This window comes from Sphingobium sp. B2D3A, from assembly GCF_025961795.1.
Classification (GTDB): Bacteria; Pseudomonadota; Alphaproteobacteria; order Sphingomonadales; family Sphingomonadaceae; genus Sphingobium.
Window position 1 is genome coordinate 1066416 of record NZ_JAOQOI010000001.1, and the last position, 21531, is coordinate 1087946.

The following is a 21531-nucleotide window of genomic DNA, read 5'->3' on the forward strand; positions in this document are numbered from 1 at the left end:
TTTTGAAATTCTCTTCCGGAGTCAAAGGTCATGGCAATCACGTCGAAATATATCATCATGAACACCACCAATGGTGGAAACTTCATCGATTTCGAGCTGAATTACGGAACGTTGTCTCTGGATGGGCAAGAAATTCAGTTTCTGGGCTCCTCTTTTGTGGACGCCATCTTCATCCGTCCCGGCGCGACCTATTCGCTGAGCACAGGTGCGGGCGCGGACCGCATCTATTTTGAAGGATCGCTGGCGGATTATACGGTAACGCGGACCGGTGCGACGCTGACCCTGTCTCGCACGGTCGAAGGTAAGGTCGAGACGGTCAATCTCGCCAGTGCCAACTCGGCCACGACGCCCGACGCGCTGATTTTCGCGGACGGCACGGTCGCGACTAACGCGCTGTACAATTATGTGTCGAAGGGCGACCCGCTCCCGGTGCCGTCCGGCGAGAACTCGACCGCGCCGACCGGCGCTGCGGCGCCGGGCGCGGACCTGTCCGCCACCGTCAAGGTCGTGTCCTTCGATGCCAATGGTGAAACCATTTCCCTCTCCAAGCCGGGTGTGACTTTCCAGATTCTCGGTAACAACGGTGTTGATGTCGTCTATGTGGCAGATGGGACGACCATCGATGCATCGGCGTTGGGTGGCGGCACGGACGTCATCTATTTCCGCGGTCGGTGGAGCGATTACACCAAGACGGTGAGCGGCTCGCGTATGACGCTGACCCGCACGGTGGGCGATAACGTCGAGACCGTGACGGTGTCGGCAGCGGGCAACACGCTGAACGATCTGCTCGTCTTCGCCGATGGCGCGGTGCGCTCGCAGGTCGCGGGCACAGCGGTCAAAGCCAATGCCACCGTCGCCCTCGCCGACCTGTCCGGCTACGATCCCGCCACGGTGACGCCCGGCCTCAACGTGGCGATCCAATCCATCGCCCAGCCGGCCGCGCCGAGCTGGTTCAAGGTCGGTGACACGCTGAGCCTCACGCTCAATTTCTCGCAGCCGGTCGTGCTGGCCGAAGGCAAGACCGTCACGGTCGTGGCGTTGATCGGCGGGCAGGAAGTGCTGCTGACGGCAACCGGCACCAGCGCAACGGCGGCTGGCGTGCGCGGGCTGGAGTTCACAGCGGCGCTGGCCGGCAATCTCTATGATGGCGACGGCATCACGCTCAAGGCGGACAGCCTCGCGCTCGGCACTGCCACGACCGACGATTTCAAGGGCGAGGGCGGCCTGCCCGTCGTGCTGACGTCACCGGCGATCCAGGCGCCCAATATCCGCGTTGATACCGGCGCGCCGGATGCCGCGACGCTCAACCTTGTCGGGAATGCGGTGAAGGGCGTCGACGCGGCGCTCTCTGTGGATGGCGTGTTCTCGCTGACGGCTGAAAACCAAGCCACCGTGCAGATCGAATTCCGCAGCGCGAACGGCGTGATCGTGCGGACCGTCACCGGCACAGGCGCCGCGCAGGCGATCACGCTCAGCGCCGCCGATCTGGCCGAGCTGGGCGATGGCCCGGTGCAGGTCTCCGTGCAGGTCACCGATGCCGCGGGCAATGTGTCCGCGCAGAGCGACCTCAGCTTCACCATTGACGGCGAGGCGCCGGGCGCACCGGTGCTGGCTCTGGGCACGGGCGTGGGAACGGGCGCGACGGCGGCGGAAGCCACGTCGGCCAACGGCGTGGTCCTCGTGACCGCCGAGGCTGGGTCCAGCGTGACGGTGACGTTCACCAACGGCACCAGCAGCATCACCAAGCAACTAAGCGCCGACGGGACGGCGCAGGCTGTCGTGCTGACGGCAGAAGATCTTGCGACGCTGGGCGATGGCGAGATTGCCGTGTCGGTCACGGCGACGGATGCTGCCGGCAATGTCTCGGCGGCGACGCCGGTTGCCTTCACGCTCGATACCGTCGCGCCCAGCGCGATGGTGGCCAGCGCGGATGCGCAGAGCGGGATTATCGCGATCACCGGTCAGGAAGCCGGATCGACCATCGAATATAGCATCGATGGCGGGCAGAGCTGGAGCCAGAGCTTCGCGGCGCAGGCCGGCACCAATGCCGTTCAGGTGCGCGAGGTGGACGCTGCGGGCAATGCCTCGGCGCCCCAGTCGCTGAGCTTCGATCTGGTGACGGCGCTGCCCGTGCTGTCGGTCGGGCTGACGCAGGACAGCGGCCCTTCGGCGATCGACGGGCTGACCAGCGACGGCAGTCTGCAGGTCTCCGGCGTGAGCGCGGGCGCGACGGTGGAATATAGCGTCGATGGCGGGCAGAGCTGGACCAGCGCCTTTACGGCGGTGGAAGGGCTCAACCAGGTTCACGTCCGCCAGACGAACGGGACAGACGTCTCTCCGCCGGTCCTGCTGGTGTTCACGCTCGATACGCTCGCGCCGGAGGCGCCGGCGATCACCGTCGCTGCCAACGTCGCCAATGGGGCGACCGCTGCGGAAGCGCTCTATTCCGGCGGCGCCGTGCAAGTGGCGGCCGAAATCGGCACGTCCGTCGCGGTGACCTTCGCCACCGCGCAAGGGAGCGTGGTGAAGACCGTCTCCGGCATCGGCGCCGCGCAGGCGGTCGTTCTCGATGCCGCGGATCTCGCCATTCTGGGTGACGGCGAGGTGGCGGTCTCCGCTATCGCGACCGATGCATCCGGCAATGCATCGGTTGTCGCGACGAGCGCATTCACGCTCGACACCACGGCCCCAAGCGAACCGCTTCTCGACCTGATCGGCGATGCGCAGAAGACCGCCGCAGAGGCGACGGGCACCGAGGGCGCCATGGCGGTGACGGCGGATGTCGGCACCAGCGTGCGGCTGGTGTTCAACGGCACCAGCGGGACGGTGACGAAGCTCGTGCAGGGCACGGGCTCGGCGGTCGCAGTCAGTCTGACGCAGGCCGAGCTTACCACGCTCGGCAACGGCACTGTCGCCGTTTCGGCCACGGCCAAGGATGGCGCCGGCAATGTGTCGGCAGCATCCGCGCTGAGCTTCGCTCTGGACACGGGTCTGCCCGACGCGCTCGTCGTCGAAGGCAATGAATATACCGGAATCCTCAGCATCACCGGCCAGGAGCCGGGCGCTCTGATCGAGTTCAGCGTCGATGGTGGCGCGACGTGGAGCAAGAGCTTCACGGCCAATCCTGGCCCCAATTCGGTGATGGTGCGCCAGACCGACGTTGCCGGCAACATCTCGCCGGCGACGCTGGAGGAGTTCACGCTCGACCCCTCGATCACCCTGACGTCGCTGTCCCTCTCGCTCGGCAATGATACCGGCGTCTCGAACACGGATGGCGTGACCTACGATGCCAGTCTGGTCGTCGAGGGCCAGGAGAGCGACACGGCGCTGCAATACAGCCTCGATGGCGGCGAAAGCTGGAGTTACGACATCGGCAATCTGGACGGGGCGACCCTGCTGGCGGTCCGGCAGTTCAATGCCGTAAGCGGCAAGTTCTCCGCCGCGTCGATGATGAGCCTGACGGTCGACACAGCGCCGCCTGCCGCGCCGACGGTCACGCTCGGCGCGGGCGTCGCCGATGGCGCCTCGCTGGATGAAGGCACATCGAGCGGCGGTATCGTGCGCGTCACTGCGGAAGCCGGGGCCACCGTGGTGGTGACGTTCACCGGCGCTGACGGCGTCGTGGAAAAGACGATGACCGGCACCGGTGCACCGAAGGCGGTCCTCCTCTCGGCTGCCGAACTGGCCCAGATCGGCGATGGTCCGGTCGCGGTCACGGCCGTGGCCAGCGATGCAGCCGGCAACACCTCGCTGAATGGCACGGCCAGCTTCACCCTGATGACGGCGCTGCCTGACTCGCCGCTGCTGCAAATCGTCGGGAGCGAGACCAAGTCGCTGGCCGACGCCCTCTCGACCGACGGCGTACTGACGGTGACAGCCGCAGCGGGCCTCGGCGTCCGCCTCGTCTTCACCGGCGTGAGCGGCACGGTCGTCAAGGTCATTGCCGCAGCGAGCGGCGGTGAGGACATCATCGCGATGACGTCCGGCGATCTTGTGACGCTGGGCGATGGCCCCATCCTCGTGACCGCGCTTGCGCTGGACGTGGCCGGCAACGCTTCGGCGCCCGCCACGCTCGACTTTAGCCTGGATGCGGTGCCGCCTGCGGCGCCGCTGCTCACGCTCGGCGTGGGCGTGGAAAATGGCGGTGCGACCTCGGCCGAGGCCAGCGCCGGCGCCGTGCTGGTGAAGGCCGATACCGGCACCATCGTCACGCTCACCTTCACCCATGGCAGCAATGAGGTTGTGAAGGCCATCACGGCCAACGGCGCCTCGCAGGTGATCCGTCTCACGGCCGGCGACATGGCGCGGCTGGGTGACGGGCAGGTCCAGGTGACGGCTGTCGCCACGGATGTCGCCGGCAACCAGTCCGACCCGGCTCAGGCGGCCTTCATTCTCGACACGGCCGTGCCGGTTGCGGGCCTCACGCTGGTCGGTGGCAGCACCAAGTCCTCCGCTGACGCGCTCTCGGTGGACGGTGTCGTGCTCGCCGCTGCCGAAAACGGCGCGGCGATCAAGGTGACGTTCAACGGTTATTCGGGCCGCACGGAAACGGTCAATCTGATCGGCACCGGCACGGCTCAGGCGGTGACGCTGACGGCAGCCCAGATCGCGGCCTTGGGTGACGGCGTTGTCCAGGTCTCGATGGTCGTCACCGATCTGGCGGGCAATCAGTCCTCGCTCGAAAGCCTGACGTTCAATCTCGACGCTGGCGCGCCGGAAGCACCGACGCTGACCTTGGCCACTGCCGCTGCGAACGGCGCGACGGAAGCGGAAGCGACGGCCCCCACCGGGATTCTCACGCTCTCGGCCGAACCGGGTGCCGTCGTCTCGGTGACCTTCAGTGGGTCTGTCGGCAGCGTGACCAGAACGCTGGTCAGCGATGGCGCACCCAAGACGATTGTCCTCACCGCGCTGGAACTGCAGACGATCGGTGACGGCGCCGTGGCCGTGTCCGCCGTCGCCAGCGATGCCAGCGGCAATGTCTCCACCCCGGCGACGTCCAGCTTCACGCTGGACCGGCAGGCGCCTCTTGCGCCCACTCTCGCCCTCGGCGCCGGCGTCGCCGGCGGTGCGACCCAGGCCGAGGCGCTCGCCAGCACCGGTGTAGTCACCGTGCGTGCGGAAGGCGGGTCGGCCATCACGGTCACCTTCGCCGGGTCGCAAGGCACGGTCTCGAAGCAACTGGTTGCCACGGGTGCGGTTCAGGCGGTGACTCTCACTGCGGCTGACCTTACCACGCTGGGGGATGGCGCCATCTCTGTGACCGCGACGGCGACGGACGCAGCAGGCAATGCCTCGCCTGTGGGCGCGTCGCTCGAGTTCGCGCTGGATCGGGTGGCGCCCAGTGCGCCGACCCTGGCGCTCGGCACCGGCATCGCAGACGGTGCGTCGGCAGCGGAAGCCTCCTCGCAGGGGGGCGTGGCTCTGGTCACTGCCACGGCCGGGCTGACGGTGAGCGTCACGTTCAAGAATGGCAGCAACCAGATCGTCAAGGAAGTGGCGGCCACGGGCGCGGCGCAGGCGGTGGTCCTGACCGAAAACGACCTGGCGACGCTGGGCAGCGGCACGATCTCGGTCAGTGCCCTGGCCCGCGACGAGGCGGGCAACGCCTCGACGGCCGCCACGTCCAGCTTCACGCTGGATACGATGGCGCCGGCGGCTCCGCTGGTCTCGCTGATCGGTGCTTCGGCCAAGACCAGCACCCAGGCTGCCAATGTGCTGGGCGTCGCTCAGGTGACCGCGGAGAATGGCTCGGCTGTCACGGTGACGTTCACCAATGGCATCAACAGCGTGGCCAAGACGCTCACCGGTACGGGAGCGGCGCAATCCGTTGTGCTGACGGCCGGTGACGTCGCATCGCTCGGCAGCGGCACCATTGCCGTGTCCGTCACCGCGATCGACGCGGTGGGGAACATCTCGCAGTCCGGCAATGCGACCTTCGTCATCGACAACACGCCGCCTGCTGCCCCCGTCATCGAGCTGGGTGCAGGCGTGGCGGATACCGCCTCGCTGGCGGAAGCCACGGCGAGCACGGGCGTCGTAACCGTCGCGGCGGAGGACGGCGCGACGGTGACTGTCACCTTCACCCGCAGCGGCAATACCGTGACCAAGACGGTCACCGGCGCTGGCACGGCAAAGGCTGTGGTCTTGACGGCCAGCGATCTGGCAGCGCTCGGCGACGGAACGATCTCCGTCTCCGCCATTGCCAAGGATGTGGCCGGCAACACCTCCGCCGCAGCCACACCGGCAAGCTTCGTGCTGGATCGGACGCCGCCCACGGCGCCGGTGCTGGCGCTTGGCGCCGGCGTCTCCAATGGCGCGACGCTTGCCGAGGCCAAGGCCGCCACGGGCGTGGTGACCGTCACAGCCGAAACTGGCGCTGCCGTCACCGTGACCTTCACCAATGGCGTGAACAGCGTCACCAAGACGCTGACCGGCACGGGCTCGGCCCAGGCTGTCACGCTGACCGCCGCCAATCTGGCGACGCTCGGCAACGGCACCATCTCGGTGTCCGCAGTGGCCCGTGACACAGTCGGCAATGACTCGGCGGCGACGAGCCGGACCTTCACGCTCGACATGACCCCGCCCAACAATCCGACGCTGACGGTGGTTGGCTCCACGGAGAAGTCCGCCGCGGCAGCAAGCAGCTCGGCGGGGGCCGTGACGGTTTCAGCCGAACTCGGCTCGGCGGTGACCGTGACGTTCACCAATGGCGCCAATGTCGTGACCAAGACCATGACGGGCACCGGCGCCCCGCAGATCGTGACGCTCAGCACCACGGATCTGGCGACCCTTGGTGACGGCTCCGTTTACGTCACGGCAACGGCGACCGACACGGCGGGCAACGTCTCCGCTGGCGGCGGTTCGGTGCAGTTCACGCTGGATCGGGTCGCGCCGAATGCGCCCACGCTCACGCTTGGCGCGGGCATTGCCGACGGTGCATCCATGTCCGAGGCGCTCGCCGAAACGGGCGTCGCGACCGTTACAGCCGATGCTGGCTCGCTGGTCACCGTAACCTTCGTCAACGGCTCCAACACCCTGGTGAAGAATGTCGTCGCCACCGGTCTCACCCAGTCCGTCACGCTGACCCAGGCGGATCTGACGGTGCTTGGCAATGGTACGATTTCGGTGTCGGCGGTCGCCACGGATGTGGTCGGCAATGAATCGGCCGAAGCCAGCCGCACCTTCCTGCTGGACATGACGCCGCCCAACCCGTCCGTCCTCGCGCTGGTGGGCTCGCCGGCCAAAACGACGGCGCAGGCAACCGGGGCCGGGGGTGTGGTCAAGGTCACCACGGAACCGGGCGCCACGGCAACGATCACGTTCACCAGCACGGCGGGGGTCGTGAAGAAGACGTTGGTCGGCACCGGCGTGGCGCAGACGGTTCTTCTCTCGGCTGCTGACGCGTCCTCTCTGGGTAATGGCACGGTGACTGTTTCCGTGCAGGTACAGGACTCGGTCGGCAATCTCTCGACCACTGCCACGACCAGCTTCACCATTGATGACGTCGCGCCGAATGCGCCCGTCATCGTGCTGGGCACCGGCGTGGCGGATATCGCCTCGGCGGCGGAAGCCACGGCGGCCACCGGCGTCATCACTGTGCAGTCGGAAGCCGGCGCCGCCATCACGGTGACCTTCACCAATGGCAGCAAGAGCGTCACCAAGGCGCTGACCGGCACGGGATCGGCGCAGGCCGTGGTGCTGAGCGCCGCTGATCTTGCGACGCTGGGAGATGGCACGATCGCCGTCAGTGCTAGCGCCAAGGATGCGGCCGGGAACACGTCTCCGGCAAGCACCAGCAGCTTCACGCTGGATAGCATCGCGCCGGTTCCGCCCACCCTAGCTTTGGGTGCGGGCATGAGCGATGGCGCCACGCTGGCGGAAGCCAGAGCTGCGACCGGCGCCGTCGTGGTGACGGCGGAAGTCGGCACGACCGTCACGGTGACGTTCACCAACGGCAGCGCCACCGTGCAAAAGTCGATCGTGGCCGCAAGTGGTCCGAACCCGGTGACGCTCTCGGCATCGGATCTCACCTTGCTCGGTAACGGCACGATTTCGGTCTCCGCCGTAACCAAGGACGCGGTGGGCAACGCCTCGACGCCGGTCACCGCCAGCTTCACGCTGGATATGGTCGCCCCGACATCGCCCACGCTTGCCTTGTTGGGTGATGCCACCAAGTCGTCCACCGGCGCTGCGGCCCCTTCGGGCGTGGTGACGGTGACGGCGGAAGCCGGCGCCGTGGTGAAGGTCACCTTCGCGCGTGGCAGCAACACGGTCGTGAAGACCCTCACAGGAACGGGTGTCGCCCAGAGCGTTGCGCTCTCGGCGGCGGAAGTGGTGACCCTGGGCGACGGCGTGGTGGCCATCACGGCCGTGGCGACGGACCCGGCCGGCAACGCCTCGTCCATTGCCTCCGGCATCCAGTTCACGCTGGACCGCGCCGCACCGAGCGTGCCGACGATCACCCTGGGCACGGGCGTCGCGGACATCGCTTCGGCGGCGGAAGCCACCGCGGCGAGCGGCGTCATCAGCGTGACCGGCGAAGTGGGCTCCAGCATCTCGGTGGTGTTCTCGAACGGCTCGAACAGCATCGTGAAGACGCTGACGGCGACGGGCGCGCCTCAGGCCGTCGTGCTGACCAGTGCAGACCTGCAGGCGCTGGGTGACGGCACGATTGCCGTGACCGCGCAGGCGAAAGACCCGGCGGGCAATGAGTCCGCCGAAACCGCGAGCAGCTTCGTGCTCGACCGGTCGCCCCCGGCGACGCCGACCATGACCCTCTCGGACGGCGTCGTCGGTGGCGTGACCGCCACCGAGGCGCTGGCAAGCAGCGGCGTGGTGAAGGTGACGGCAGAGGCCAATGCGCTCGTCACGGTGGTGTTCACCGCCGGGGCCAACAGCGTCACCAAGACGTTCACCGGCAATGGCCTCACCCAGACGGTGTCGCTGACGGCGAACGATCTGGTGAAGCTGGGCAATGGCGCGGTATCGGTCTCCAGCTTCGTGACGGACGCGGTCGGCAACCAGTCGGCCGCCGCCACCAGCACGTTCACCATCGATACCGTGGCGCCGACCGGCCCCACGCTGCTGCTCTCGGGGGCTGCGTCGAAGAACGCGGCACTGGCTGCCGGCACGGTGGCAACGGTCACGGCCGAGCTGGGCTCGACTGTCACTGTAAAGTTCGTCCAGGGCTCGCTGGAAATCACCAAGACGCTGGTCGGCACCGGCGCGGCGCAGGATGTCGTCCTCACCGCGACCGATGTGGCTGCCTTTGCGGACGGCGCCATCACCTTCTCGGCGGTGGCCCGGGATTCCGCCGGCAATGCCTCGGTGGCTTCCGCGACCCGCCAGTTCACGCTCGATCGGGTGGCGCCTGACGCGCCGGTCATCGCGCTCGGCGCGGGGGTTGCCGATGGCGCCTCCTCTGCGGAAGCAACGGCTCCGGGCGGTGTGGTCACCGTCACTGCCGAAAATGGCGGCACGATCCAGGCCGTGTTCATCGGCACGGGCGGTTCGGTCACCAAGACGATCGCCGCCGACGGGACAGCCAAGGCCATCGTCCTGACCGCATCCGATCTCACGACGCTGGGCAATGGCGACGTGCTCGTCTCGGCCCAGGTGACGGATGCCGCCGGCAACGTCACCACGGCTGAACCGCTGACCTTCCTGCTCGATACCGTAGCGCCAGCTGCGCCGGTCATCGGCCTGCCGGCTGCTTATGCGGGCGGCGCGTCCACAGCGGAGGCGCTGAGCGCAGCCGGTGCGGCCACCGTCACGGCGGAGGCGGGTGCCGTGACGGTCGTGACCTTCGTGGGTACGCTCGGCACGGTGACGCGCACGGTCATCGGCACGGGTTCGGCGCAGGCTGTCACGCTCGATGCATCGCAGCTCACTACGCTCGGCAATGGCAATGTGACGGTGACGGCGGTGGCGACCGACGCGGTGGGCAATGCCTCCGCGACGAGCACCTCTGCCGCCTTCTCGCTGGATCTCATCAACCCGCTGATCACATTGAACGCGGGCAATGGTGTCAACACGGGCAACGCCACGGTTCAGTCGACGGAGGCGGGGACGGTCTATCTCGTCAACACAACTGTCATCCCGACCGTCAACAGTCTAACCGACATCACGAGCGCTGACGGCAAATATTGGAACTCGGTGGCCGTGTCGGCCAATTCCAGCACAAGCCTCAGCCTCCTGGGTCTCGCCAGTGGCACCTACAAGGCCTATGCGGTGGACAACGCGGGCAATATCTCCGCGATCAGTGCCAACATCTATACGGTGAACGCTGTGATTGATGTGGCGTCGGCGCTACAGCAGTCGTCGAACGGGATGGGCTATCAATTGGCCGGCTCGATGAATTACGAGTATTTGGGAGGTTCCGTCGATTTTGCCGGAGACGTCAATGGAGATGGCTATGGCGACTTCATTGTCGGAGGGATCGACAGCGGAAATAACACGACCGCAAGGACTTATGTCGTCTTCGGCGGGCCGACGAATCTTCTGGGGCTCCAAAGCGCCTCGAATCTGACCGCCTCGAACAACACGTTCGGGTTTGCGCTTAACCCGGCGCAAGCCGCTGAATGGGCCGGCTATTCGGTCTCCGAAGCGGGTGACGTCAATGGCGACGGTCTGAACGATCTTCTGGTCGGCGCTTATGGCCGCGATAATAGCGATACCAACGCAGGTGCGGCCTATATCGTCTATGGCAAGACTGGCGGCGCGCAGATCGACCTCGCTAATGTCGCAAATGGTTCGGGCGGCTTCATGCTCTGGGGCAGCGCTACGGATGGCTATGCCGGCTACTCCGTCTCCACGGCGGGCGATATCAATGGCGATGGTTATGCCGATTTGCTCGTCGGTGCGCGCCTTCAGGATGTTAACGGCGTGGATCAGGCAGGGCGCGTCTATGTCGTGTATGGGCGCTCGAACAATAGCACGATCCAACTGAGCGGTTTGACGGCGGCGAGCAACACGCTCGGCTTCGTGATCGAGGGGTCGAGCACGGGCGACGAACTGGGATGGGCGGTCAGCGATGCAGGAGATGTCAATGGCGACGGCCTAAGCGACTTCATCGTCAGCGCACGCCTTGCGGACACCCCTAACAGCAATGCCGGCTCGGTCTATGTCGTGTTCGGCCAGACCGGCACCAGCGGTGCGCCCCTGAACGTGTCTGCATTGACAGCCGCGACCAACACCCGGGGCTTCGTCATCAGCGGGTCGAGCGCTAATGATGTGACCGGCTTCTCAGTCAGCGGTTCGGGTGACATCAACGGCGACGGCCTGTCCGATCTGGTCATGGCCGCGTATGGCGCCGACAATGGAACGCCCGCAGACGTTGGCAAATTCTACGTGGTTTACGGCAAGACGGATGGCGCTGGCGTCAATGCCAGTGCCCTCACCCTGGCCGGCAACACGCTGGGCTTCGTGATCAACGGCTCGAGCACGAGCGATAATGCCACCAGCATCTCGGTGATCGGCGACATGAATGGCGACGGACTGGCAGACCTGCTGGTGGGAAGCCAAAATTCGGACTCCAGTGGCTATACCGATAACGGCAAGGCCTATGTGGTTTTTGGCAAGACGGACAGTCTCGCCGTGGATCTCTCGGCCCTGTCCGTGGCCGGCAATAGCCAGGGCTTTGCCATTCAAGGACCCTATCAGAATAGTGTTTACTTTGGCAGATCGGTGTCGGCGGGCGACCTGAACGGGGATGGCCTGGTCGATCTCATGATCGGCTCATACTCCATGGATTATAACTACACAGATGGTGGCGCGGTCTATGTCATCTACGGCTCGACGACGGGGGTGTTCTCCAACACCACCAAGGTCGGCCAGACCGGGACTACGGGTGCCGATACGCTCACTGGCACCAGCGGCAATGACTCGATCTTCGGCGGTCAGGGCAATGACGTGCTGCGTGGCAATGGCGGCGTGGACGTGCTCTCCGGTGGTGCGGGCGCTGACCGGATCATCATCAACGCGGACAACGTCGCCAAGCTCGGCCAGACCGGCGCGAGCATCCAGGGCGGCCTTGGCACCGATACGCTGGCGCTGGATGGCGCGGGCATCACGCTCGATTTCACCACCGTGCGTGACGCATTCGTCAAGGGTATCGAAAAGATCGATATCACCGGCTCGGGCAACAACACGCTCAAGATGAACCTGACGGACGTGCTGAACCTGCACGATCCCGAGGAAAGCGCGTTCAACGAGTTCGAGGCGCTCACCGGTAAGGTCGGCAAGCAGCAATTGATGGTCGACGGCAATAGCGGCGATATCCTGCAACTGGTCGGCAGCTGGAAGGATAGCGGAACGGACGTGCAATCCGGTGCGCTCAGCTACAGCGTCTACAATTATGCAGGGTCTGCGGTGCAGCTGCTGGTGAACAATCAGGTCAGCGTGACCGTGCAGGATAATGCGGCGCCCGCGCCCACCTTTGCGGACACGAGCTTCATCGGAAGCGGCACGGACGTGGCCGTCGTCCGCTCGACCGAAGTGGGCACGCTCTATCTGGTGAACACCACGGCCATTCCCACGGTCACCACGCTGACGGATATCACCGGCAAGGACAGCAAATACTGGAACTCGGTTGCCATCACGGCCGCCGATACCAACACCAACCTCAGCCTGCTCGGCTTGGCCAGTGGCACGTACAAGGCCTATGCGGTGGACGCTTTGGGCAATCTCTCCTCGCCCAGTGCCAACAGCTTCACCGTGACGCCCGTCATCCAGGCGAGCGCGATCATGCAGGCCAGCAACTCGCTGGGCTATATGATCGCCGGTTCCAGCGGCACCGAGTCCTTCGCGGCATCGGTCAGCGCTGCGGGTGATGTGAACGGCGACGATTATGCCGACTTCGTGGTTTCGGTCGGCGGCGCCAACCAGACCGCCTCGAAATCCTATGTCGTCTTTGGCGGACCCAACAACATCTACGGCAGCGTGATCGACAGCATCTACACGGTGGCAACCGGAACGGCAGGCTTCGCCATTCTGGCCTCGTCGGCAAGCGATTATCTTGCCAATGCGGTGAGTGCGGGCGACGTGAACGGTGACGGGCTGGGCGATCTCATCGTCGGCGCCACGGGTGTCGACAATGTCGGTACGAATGCCGGGGCCGCCTATGTCGTCTATGGCAAGACCAGTGGCGCGACGGTCGCATTGTCGAGCCTGTCCACTGCGGTATCGGCAGGCTTCCAATTGCTGGGCGGTACGGCGAATGAACAAGCCGGCTTCTCCGTGTCCGCCGCTGGCGACATCAATGGCGATGGCTATGCAGATCTGCTGGTGGGGGCGATCTCGACCGGCGCTAGCGCTCAGGGTCGGGTCTACGTTGTCTATGGCCGCGCCAACAACAGCAGTATCAACCTGTCGGCGCTGACGGTGGCGACGAACACGCTCGGCTTCATGATCGATGGCTCCAGCGCCAACGACCAACTCGGCTGGAGTACGACCGCACTTGGCGACGTGAACGGGGACGGTCTGGCCGACTTCCTGATCGGTTCGCCATACATCGACGCGAATGGCACGACGGACGCGGGCGCGGCTTATGTAGTGTTCGGGCGGGCAGGTACCAGCGGAACGCCCATCGCCCTAACCGCGCTGACCGCGGGGGGCACCAGCACCCTCGGCTTCGCAATCAGCGGCTCGGTTGCCAATGATCATACAGCATGGTCGATCGCCGGCAGTGGCGATATCAATGGCGACGGTCAGATGGATCTCGTGATGACGGCCCGTCTCGCGGATGCGTCCGCCGGTGGCGACGCCGGCAAGACCTATATCGTTTACGGCAAGACCGGCGGTGCGGGCATTAATCTGAGCGCGCTCTCACTCGCCACGAACACGCAAGGGTTCATCATCAATGGGTCCAGCGCGAACGATTTGCACAATAGAGTTTCGGTGATCGGCGACATGAATGGCGATGGTCTGGCCGACCTCGCAATCGGGTCTTGGCAGGCGGATACCAGCCTTGGGACCGATGCCGGCAAGGTCTATGTCGTCTTCGGCAAGACCGACGGTAGCGGGGTCGATCTTTCCGCGCTCAGCGTGGCTGGCAACACACAGGGCTTTGTCATCGAAGGCAATCAGGCCGGTACGTTGACCTTTGGCGCGGTGGCCGGCAGCGACCTCAACGGCGACGGCCTGGCCGACCTGATCATCGGCAGCAGCAATGCGGATGTGAATGGCCTGACCGACAATGGTGCTGCCTTCGTGGTCTACGGCTCGACCTCGGGTGTCTTCTCAACCACCAAGGTCAGCCAGATGGGCACCAGCGGTGCCGATACGCTCACCGGCACCTCAATCAATGACTCGCTGATCGGCGGTCAGGGCAACGACGTGCTCTTCGGCAAGGGCGGCATCGATACGATCTATGGCGGTAGTGGCAATGACCGGATCGTACTCAATGCCGACAATGTGGTGAAACTCGGCCAGTCCGGTTCCAGCATCCGGGGCGGTCAGGGCATCGACACGCTGGCGCTGGAGGGAACGGACATCATCACCCTCAACCTCACCACCCTGAAGGACGGTGTGATCAAGGGCATCGAGAAGATCGACATCACCGGTGCGAGCAACAATACCCTGAAGCTGAACCTGACCGATGTGCTCAACCTGCATGATACGGACGAAAGCGCGTTCAACGCGTTCCAATCCATCACCGGCGCGACTGGGAAACAGCAGTTGATGATCGACGGCGATGCCGGAGACTCGGTGCAACTGGTCGGAGCCGGCCTGTGGGTGGACAGCGGCCAAGACTATACCGACGGCGGTGTCAGCTACAGCCTGTACAACTACAACGGGGCTGCGGTTCAGTTGTTGATCGACAACGCGGTCACCACGACCGTTCTCGCAGCCTGAGGTCGCAGGTCCATGTTCCAGGGGCAGCGACCCGATCCGGAGCAGGCGGTCAAGGCCCAGTCGCGTGGCGACTGGGCCAGGGCGGCCGCGCTTTATGAAGACCTGCTTGCCGAGCAGCCCGACGATCCGGTGCTGCTCGGCAATCACGGCCAGGTGCTGCGCAAGCTTGGCCGGGATGACGAGGCGCTGGTGCAATATGGCCGGGCGATCGAGAGCCCGGAGGCACCGGCGGCGGTCTGGTTCAATTATGGCAATGTGCTCTACGACAAGAGCAAGTGGGAGAAGGCGCAGGCCGCCTTCGAGCAGGCGCTGGCGCTGGAGCGGGAGGATGGCCCGGCCATCGTGCCCGCCACCATTCAACTCGCCCGCTGCGCCGTGCGGCAGGGCGAGTATGAGGAGGCGCGGCGACTGTTCAGCGATGTGCTGCGTCGCGACCCCAACAACTTCACGGCGTGGCTGGAGGCGGGCAATGTCTGCCGCCACCATGGCACGCTGGAGGAAGCACTCGATTTCTATCGCCGGGCGGCCGAGGCGGCGCCCTCGCGCTATGGCGCGCATTTGAGCGTTGCCCGCGCGCTCGAACAGGTCGGGCGGGAGGATGAGGCGGTGCTCGCCTGGCTCAAGGCGCTGGATTGCGCGGGGCCGGACGATCATGCCGATATCCACCACCGCATGGGGCTCGGCCGGGCAGAGCGAGGCGAGTGGCACCGCGCGGTCGAGGGCTTCCGCCATGCGCTGACGGCAGCGAGCGATTTCCACGCCGCGCGGATCGATCTGGCCGATGCGCTCATGCAAATGGGCGCCACTGAGCAGGCCGAGCCGCTGTTCGCCCAGCTGGAAGCGACGGACCTCGACGAAGACGATGAGATCAGATTTGCCGGCACGCTGATGAAGCACAATCAGTTCGACCGGTGCGACGCGGTGCTCCGCGCGCGGATCGAGAAGGATCCGGAAAACTGGCGGGGCCATTTCAATCTCGGCAAGGTGCTCATCGAAGGGATGCGCACCGAGGAGGCCGAGGCCTGCTTTGACCGCGTCGATGAGCTTGCCGGCGACGACGCGCCTGACCTGCGGGCGATGCGCGGCTCGATTGCCGGCAAGCGCGGCGATGTGGATACCGCGCGCGACATCTATACGGAGCTGGGCGAGGAAGAAGGCCCGGAATCGGCCTTCCGCGGCTCGGCCGCCATGGCGGCGCTGTACAGCGAGACGATGACGGCGCAGGAGACCCGCGACTTCCATCAGACGCTGTTCGCGCCGTTGGCCGAGGGTGCGAGGGCGGCGACCTCGTTTGCCAATGATCGCTCGACCGGGGCCGGCGCTGCCGATGCCGGGAAGCGCAGCCGGCGTCTGCGCATCGGCTATGTCACGGGCGACATGCATGGGGAGCATCCGGTCAGCCTGTTCATGCGGCCGGTGCTGGCGCGGCATGACCGCGAGGCGTTCGAGATCACGGTCTATTCGCTGAGCCCGCTCACCGACGACATGACCCGCCGCGCGCGCGGCCATGTCGATCGCTGGCGCGATGCCGCCTCGATCAGCAACACGCGCCTGGCGCAGATGATCGAGGATGACGGCATCGATGTACTGATCGACCTCATTGGCCACACCGGGCGCAACCGCGCGCCGCTGTTCGGCCGCCGGGCGGCGCCGGTGCAGGCGATGTTCCTGGGCTATCCCTCGACCACCGGCATTCCCAATATGGACTGGCTCATCAGCGATCCGGTGACCTCACCCGCCGACCATGCCCATCTCTATACCGAGCGGCTCGAGCATGTGCCGGGCTTTGTGTTCTGCTACGCGCCCGAGCGGGAGTTTCCGTTCCCCGATTATGGCAAGACGCATCTCGAGCGCCCGCTCACCTTCGGGTCGTTCAACAACGTCTCCAAGCTCACCCCCTATACCATTCGCCTGTGGGCCAAGGCGATCGTCGCCACGCCGGGATCGCGGCTGGTGCTCAAGGGGCCGAGCTTCCTGGACTCGGTGGCAGTGAACCGCTTCGGCGACCTGTTCGTGGACGCGGGCGTTGCCGCCGACCGGCTGGAGTTTCGCGGTCCATCGAGCCTCGATGAGATGATGGCCGAATATGCCGACATCGACATCGCGCTCGACTGCTTCCCTTATAATGGCGGCACGACGAGTTGCCAGGCGCTGTGGATGGGCACCCCGGTCATCACGCTGGCGGGTGAGAGCTTCGTCCAGCGCATGGGCGCGGGGCTGATGAGCGCCATCGGCCGGCCCGAATGGGTGGCGCAGGACGAGGATGCGTTCGTGGAGATCGCCGTCCGCCTTGCCTCGGATCGCGCCGCGCTGCTGGAGGAAAAGCGAAGCCTGCGCACGCGCTTCGCCGCATCGCCGGCCGGCGACATCGATCGGTATACGCGCGAGTTGGAAGACGCCTATCGCCGTATGTGGACCGACTTCGCGGCCGGGGGGGCATGACCCGCGAAGAGTTGGAAACCGGGGAGACGAATGGAGCGGCCTCGCGCTTCATGCTGGGGGCAGGGTTATGACCATATTCGATAGTGACTTCGAGAGCGTGGGGGCGGCCGTACCGCGATCGGCCGCCGGAATCGCGCTGATGGTGCGGCGGCTCGGAACGATGGAATCGGCCTATGCGCGGCTGATCTGGTCGCGGGCCCTGGCGGAAGCCATCGAGAAGATGGAGCACGCTTCTGCGAGCGACCTGATCGACAGCCGGACGGTAGAAGGCGATGCCCGCCGTTCCGCGCGTCAGGGCGACACGCAAATCCTGCGGATGCTGCAGGCGCATATGAATCTGCGCAGCCCCAGCGCCGTGCGCCTGCTCATGTGGCTGATGGCTAATCCGGATGTGTTCCACGCGCCGCACGAACTGCGGGCGAGCCTGGGATTTGCGGAAAGCTCGATCAAGGTGTTCGTGTCCGAGCTGCGCAAGGCGTTTCGCAACAAGAATATGCCGGACCCGATCGTCTCCTTCTATCGGCGCGGCTATTGCGTTCCGGCCGATTGCGCGGCGCTGATCAAGGACGTCATCTCCCGCCTCGCGCTTGAGGAGACGAGCCTGGGACGGATCAAGAGTCCGTCCTGAGGGAGATGCATCGCGCGGAAGGTGCATGACGGGGTGGTTGCCGCACCACCCCAACCCCTCCTCTGACGAGGAGGGGCTAAGATTGTGGTGTTCAGAAGAAATAATGCTCGGATGCCGCCGGGCTGGCATTGCGCCGGGCTGCTGCCGCTCCGGCATTGCGGTGGTTGGCGGATGGGACGCGGCGCTGCGCGAGGTCGCCGGCGCGGATGCGACTCCAGATTCGCTCGACGATCTCGCGCTCCTCGGGACCGACCGCTACCGCATAGATGCTCGTGGTTTCGATATTGGCGTGGCCGAGCCATGACTGCACGAGATTAAGCGGCGCGCCCGCCCCGAGCGCGGCGACGGCAAAGCCATGTCGCAGGCCGCGCGGGCAGGCTTGCGGGCCTTTGATATGCGTCCGGTCCATATGCTCGTGGACGTGGCGCCAGGCGGTGGTGCGGGACCAGCGCCAGAGGGGGGCGGCGCGATCATTGCCGGCAATATCGGTAAGCAGGCGCACCAGCCCCGACGAGATCGGCACGCGGCGGAAAATGCCTCTCTTCCGCTTCTTGAGGCTTTCGAAGATGACGACACAGGCAGCGGGGTCGATCCGCCCTAGGGTCAGGCAGAGCGCCTCCGAAATGCGGCACCCGGTTTCGGCGAGCAAGCGGCAGAAGGCATGGACGGAAGGCGGGGCAGTCTTTGCACTATCGAGGAAGCAGCTCATTTCGGATCGGTTCAAATATTTTCGGCAGCCATATTCGTCGAATACAGACCAGTTCATCGATTTCGTCCCCCGTTGATGATCATTCTAATCTGGAACAGTTCCGTCATGATTTGGAGCGTGACGGATGCTGCTCAAATTATCGTTTCATTAACCATCAAGTAACAAATCTGGACTTGGGCGGAAGTTTCCGCCGATCCGAAATGGATGCAATAGCACTTGATCTGCAGACGGGATGCGCGCGGCCGCGTCGCGCGGCCAAAGCCGTGCGGTGAAGCATCCAATATGGCGTAATATCCCAATGGCCTGTCGATCCGGTCCCGCTTGCAATGCGGGCCGGGCCAGGCAGCTTGTCCTGTGAGCGTCAGGCGGTGGCCTAGAGGCGCGGACCTTGCACGGCGCCGCTGACCTTGGGCTTTTCCGCGCTGTTGAGCAGATCGATCAGGCCGCTCATTGGCGCGCCGGCCTTTGCGTAATCGAGCGCCGACATGCCGGCGAGTCGGTCGCGGCGCAGCGGGTCGGCACCGTTGGTGACGAGCAGCCGCACCATCTCCATGTCGCGCATCTGCACCGCGCGGATCAGCGGGGTTTCGCCGCTGCTGTTGGTCTGGTTGGGATCGGCCTTGTGGGCGAGCAGCAGCTGTGCGCCTTCCACGAAGCGGCGTTCCACGGCGAGCATCAGGGGCGTGCGGCCGTTATTGTCGGTCAGGTCTGCGCGCGCGCCCTTGGAGAGCAGATAATTGGTCATCATCACGCTGCGCTGGCCGACCACGATCAGCAATGCGGTCTCGCCGCTGGTGCGATCCTTGGTGTTGATCGGAGTGACGCCGGGGGTTTCGAGCACTTCGGCAATCTTGGCGGTATCGCCTTTGCGCACCGCCTCGAGGAAGCGGTAGCTGTCGGAGAATTGCGCCATGGCGGGCTGTGCCGTCACCGCGCCGATCAGCGGCGCCAGCGCGAGCGCCAGTGGGCTGCCCATGCGGACCAACATTCCCCTGCGCCGATCGATCTTCACCCTGTACCCCCTTCGCCTTGCGTTCGTCTCAAGCAGTTGCCTTGGCTCCAATAGCAGGGCATGGCTGGCCCTGTCATGAATAAAGCCTGCAAAAAAATCCTCTCGCTTTCCATCGGCTTGGCGCTGGCCGCCTGCCAGGGCCAGAGCGGCGGCAACCAGGCCGGCGGCAGTGAGTCGCTTCCTGCCGAGGGCAATCTCGTCGGCGCCAGGATCGGCGGCGATTTCACGCTGACCGACCAGAATGGCAAGAGCGTGCGCTGGGCGGATTTCCAGGGCAAGTACCGCCTCGTCTATTTCGGCTACACCTTCTGCCCGGATGTGTGCCCGCTGGACCTCAACCGGATCATGCTCGGCTACCGGATGCTGGAGAAGGACCATCCCGAGGTTGCGGCCAAGATCCAGCCGATCTTCATCACCGTCGATCCCGAGCGTGACACCGTCGATGTGGTGAAAGGCTATGTCGCGCATTTCCATCCCCGGCTCATCGGCCTCACGGGCACGCCCGAGCAGATCGAGAAGGTGAAGACGGACTTCGTGGTGGTCGCCAGCAAGGAGGGCGATCAGGCCGCCAAGCAGGATTATCTCGTCAACCACACCCGCACGCCCTTCCTGTTCGGGCCGGATGGCAAGCCCATCGCGCTTGTGCCGGTCGAGGAACTGGCTTCCGCGGATGAGACGGTGGCCAAGGGCGTGCACGATTTCCTCGTCCACTATGTCCGATGAGCTTCTGGGAGCAGCCTCTCGAAACGCTTGACCGCGCGCAGTGGGAGGCGCTGTGCGATGGCTGCGGCAAATGCTGCCTGCACAAGGTGGAGGATGCCGACACCGGGCGAATCTACCCGACCAATGTCGCCTGCCGACTGCTGGATCGGGATACCGCCCAGTGTAGCAATTACCGCCAGCGCCGCGCGTTTGTGCCTGATTGCCTGCGGCTGAGCCGGGCCAATCTGCAGGAGATCGAATGGCTCCCGCAGACCTGCGCCTATCGCCTGCGTGCCCATGACGAGCCCTTGCCGGACTGGCATTATCTGATCTGCGGGGATCGCGAGGCGGTGCATCGTGCCGGCCAGAGCATTCGCGGCTGGACGATCTCCGAGACGATCGCGGGCGATCTGGAAAATCACATTGTCGACCGCGCGCTCTGAGCACAGGCTCACGCTGGCGGACGGGGCGGCGCTGTCCGTCGTCGTGATGCGCCATGGGCGGGCGCGGCGGATGAAGCTGCGGTTCGATGAGCTGGGTGACCGTGCCCTGCTGACCATTCCCCCGCGTGCCTCGCTGCCGCGCGCCTTGGACTGGGTCCGGGCGCAAGGAGAGTGGATTGAGGGGCAGCGGGGCCGCAATGGCGGGCTTGTCACGCTGGCCGATGGCGCGCTCGTGCCCTTTGAAGGCAGGCCGCTGCGCATCGTTGCGACCGGCGCGCGTACCCGGCAGGTGCGGGCAGAGCAAGGCGAGCTACTGGTGGGCGGACCGGTCGATCTGGCGGGTGCACGGGCGCTGCGCTGGCTCAAAACGCAGGCGCGCACGGCACTGACGACCGAAACGCAGGCCCTCGCGACCCGGCACGCCCTGCCGCTGCGTCAGGTGGCGATCGGCGATCCCCGCGCGCGCTGGGGCAGTTGCTCGGTGGATGGCAACATCCGCTACAGTTGGCGGCTGATTCTGGCGCCCCCGCATGTGCGGCTGGCCACCGTGGCGCACGAGGTCGCGCATCTCGAGCATATGCACCACGGCCCGGAATTCCATGCGCTGGTGCGCGCGATTTCGCCGGTCTGTCCGGATGCGGCCCGCGCCTGGCTGCGCGCTGAAGGGCGTAGCCTGCATCGCTATACCGCCTGAGCGACCGCGTTCTCGATCTGTGAAAAACGTCGAAGGGCGCGGCTC

The 21531-nt window shown here is 65.5% G+C and carries 8 protein-coding genes; 6 read left to right on the forward strand and 2 right to left on the reverse strand.

All coding sequences use genetic code 11. From position 1 onward, the window contains the following. Positions 1-30: 30 nt before the first annotated feature. The 3 genes from M2337_RS04975 (at position 31) to M2337_RS04985 (ending at position 17926) form a co-directional block, all read left to right on the forward strand. Positions 31-14856, forward strand: a complete 14826-nt coding sequence (locus tag M2337_RS04975) for a beta strand repeat-containing protein (protein WP_264571914.1) — start codon at positions 31-33, stop codon at positions 14854-14856. Positions 14857-14868: 12 nt separating this feature from the next. Further along, positions 14869-17298, forward strand: a complete 2430-nt coding sequence (locus M2337_RS04980; protein ID WP_264571915.1) for a tetratricopeptide repeat protein — start codon at positions 14869-14871, stop codon at positions 17296-17298. A 67-nt stretch (positions 17299-17365) separates the two neighbouring features. Further along, positions 17366-17926 carry a helix-turn-helix domain-containing protein gene (locus tag M2337_RS04985; RefSeq protein ID WP_264571916.1) on the forward strand — a complete coding sequence of 187 codons (561 nt, stop codon included), beginning with the start codon at positions 17366-17368 and terminating at the stop codon, positions 17924-17926. Between the two features lie 91 nt (positions 17927-18017). Here M2337_RS04985 and M2337_RS04990 read toward each other — a convergent pair whose 3' ends face one another. Together M2337_RS04990 and M2337_RS04995 are read right to left on the reverse strand one after the other, a co-directional pair. Further along, a complete protein-coding gene (locus M2337_RS04990) occupies positions 18018-18692 on the reverse strand; it encodes a tyrosine-type recombinase/integrase (RefSeq protein WP_264571917.1) in 675 nt (224 codons plus the stop codon). A gap of 316 nt (positions 18693-19008) precedes the next feature. Beyond that, positions 19009-19647 (reverse strand): ankyrin repeat domain-containing protein, encoded by a 639-nt coding sequence (locus tag M2337_RS04995; RefSeq protein ID WP_264588588.1) that lies wholly within the window; start codon positions 19645-19647, stop codon positions 19009-19011. A gap of 60 nt (positions 19648-19707) precedes the next feature. On the opposite strand from M2337_RS04995, the gene M2337_RS05000 reads away from it, so the two are divergent. The 3 genes from M2337_RS05000 to M2337_RS05010 are packed head-to-tail and all read left to right on the forward strand — an operon-like array spanning position 19708 to position 21486. Beyond that, complete coding sequence (locus tag M2337_RS05000) at positions 19708-20370, forward strand: SCO family protein (RefSeq protein WP_264571919.1); 663 nt, start codon at positions 19708-19710, stop codon at positions 20368-20370. Next, a complete protein-coding gene (locus M2337_RS05005) occupies positions 20367-20792 on the forward strand; it encodes a YcgN family cysteine cluster protein (RefSeq protein ID WP_264571920.1) in 426 nt (141 codons plus the stop codon). The genes M2337_RS05000 and M2337_RS05005 overlap by 4 nt, the downstream gene beginning before the upstream one ends. After that, positions 20773-21486, forward strand: coding sequence for a M48 family metallopeptidase (locus M2337_RS05010; protein WP_264571921.1), 714 nt, complete (start codon positions 20773-20775; stop codon positions 21484-21486). Before M2337_RS05005 ends, M2337_RS05010 begins: the two co-directional genes overlap by 20 nt. The last annotated feature ends 45 nt before the right edge of the window (positions 21487-21531 follow it).

Bases quoted from the DNA above. Each gene is read 5' to 3' on its own strand.
- M2337_RS05000 (WP_264571919.1), top strand. From the start codon at position 19,708: ATGGCTGGCCCTGTCATGAATAAAGCCTGCAAAAAAATCCTCTCGCTT.
- M2337_RS04990 (WP_264571917.1), bottom strand. From the start codon at position 18,692: ATGAACTGGTCTGTATTCGACGAATATGGCTGCCGAAAATATTTGAAC.
- M2337_RS04975 (WP_264571914.1), top strand. From the start codon at position 31: ATGGCAATCACGTCGAAATATATCATCATGAACACCACCAATGGTGGA.
- M2337_RS04980 (WP_264571915.1), top strand. From the start codon at position 14,869: ATGTTCCAGGGGCAGCGACCCGATCCGGAGCAGGCGGTCAAGGCCCAG.
- M2337_RS04985 (WP_264571916.1), top strand. From the start codon at position 17,366: ATGACCATATTCGATAGTGACTTCGAGAGCGTGGGGGCGGCCGTACCG.
- M2337_RS05005 (WP_264571920.1), top strand. From the start codon at position 20,367: ATGAGCTTCTGGGAGCAGCCTCTCGAAACGCTTGACCGCGCGCAGTGG.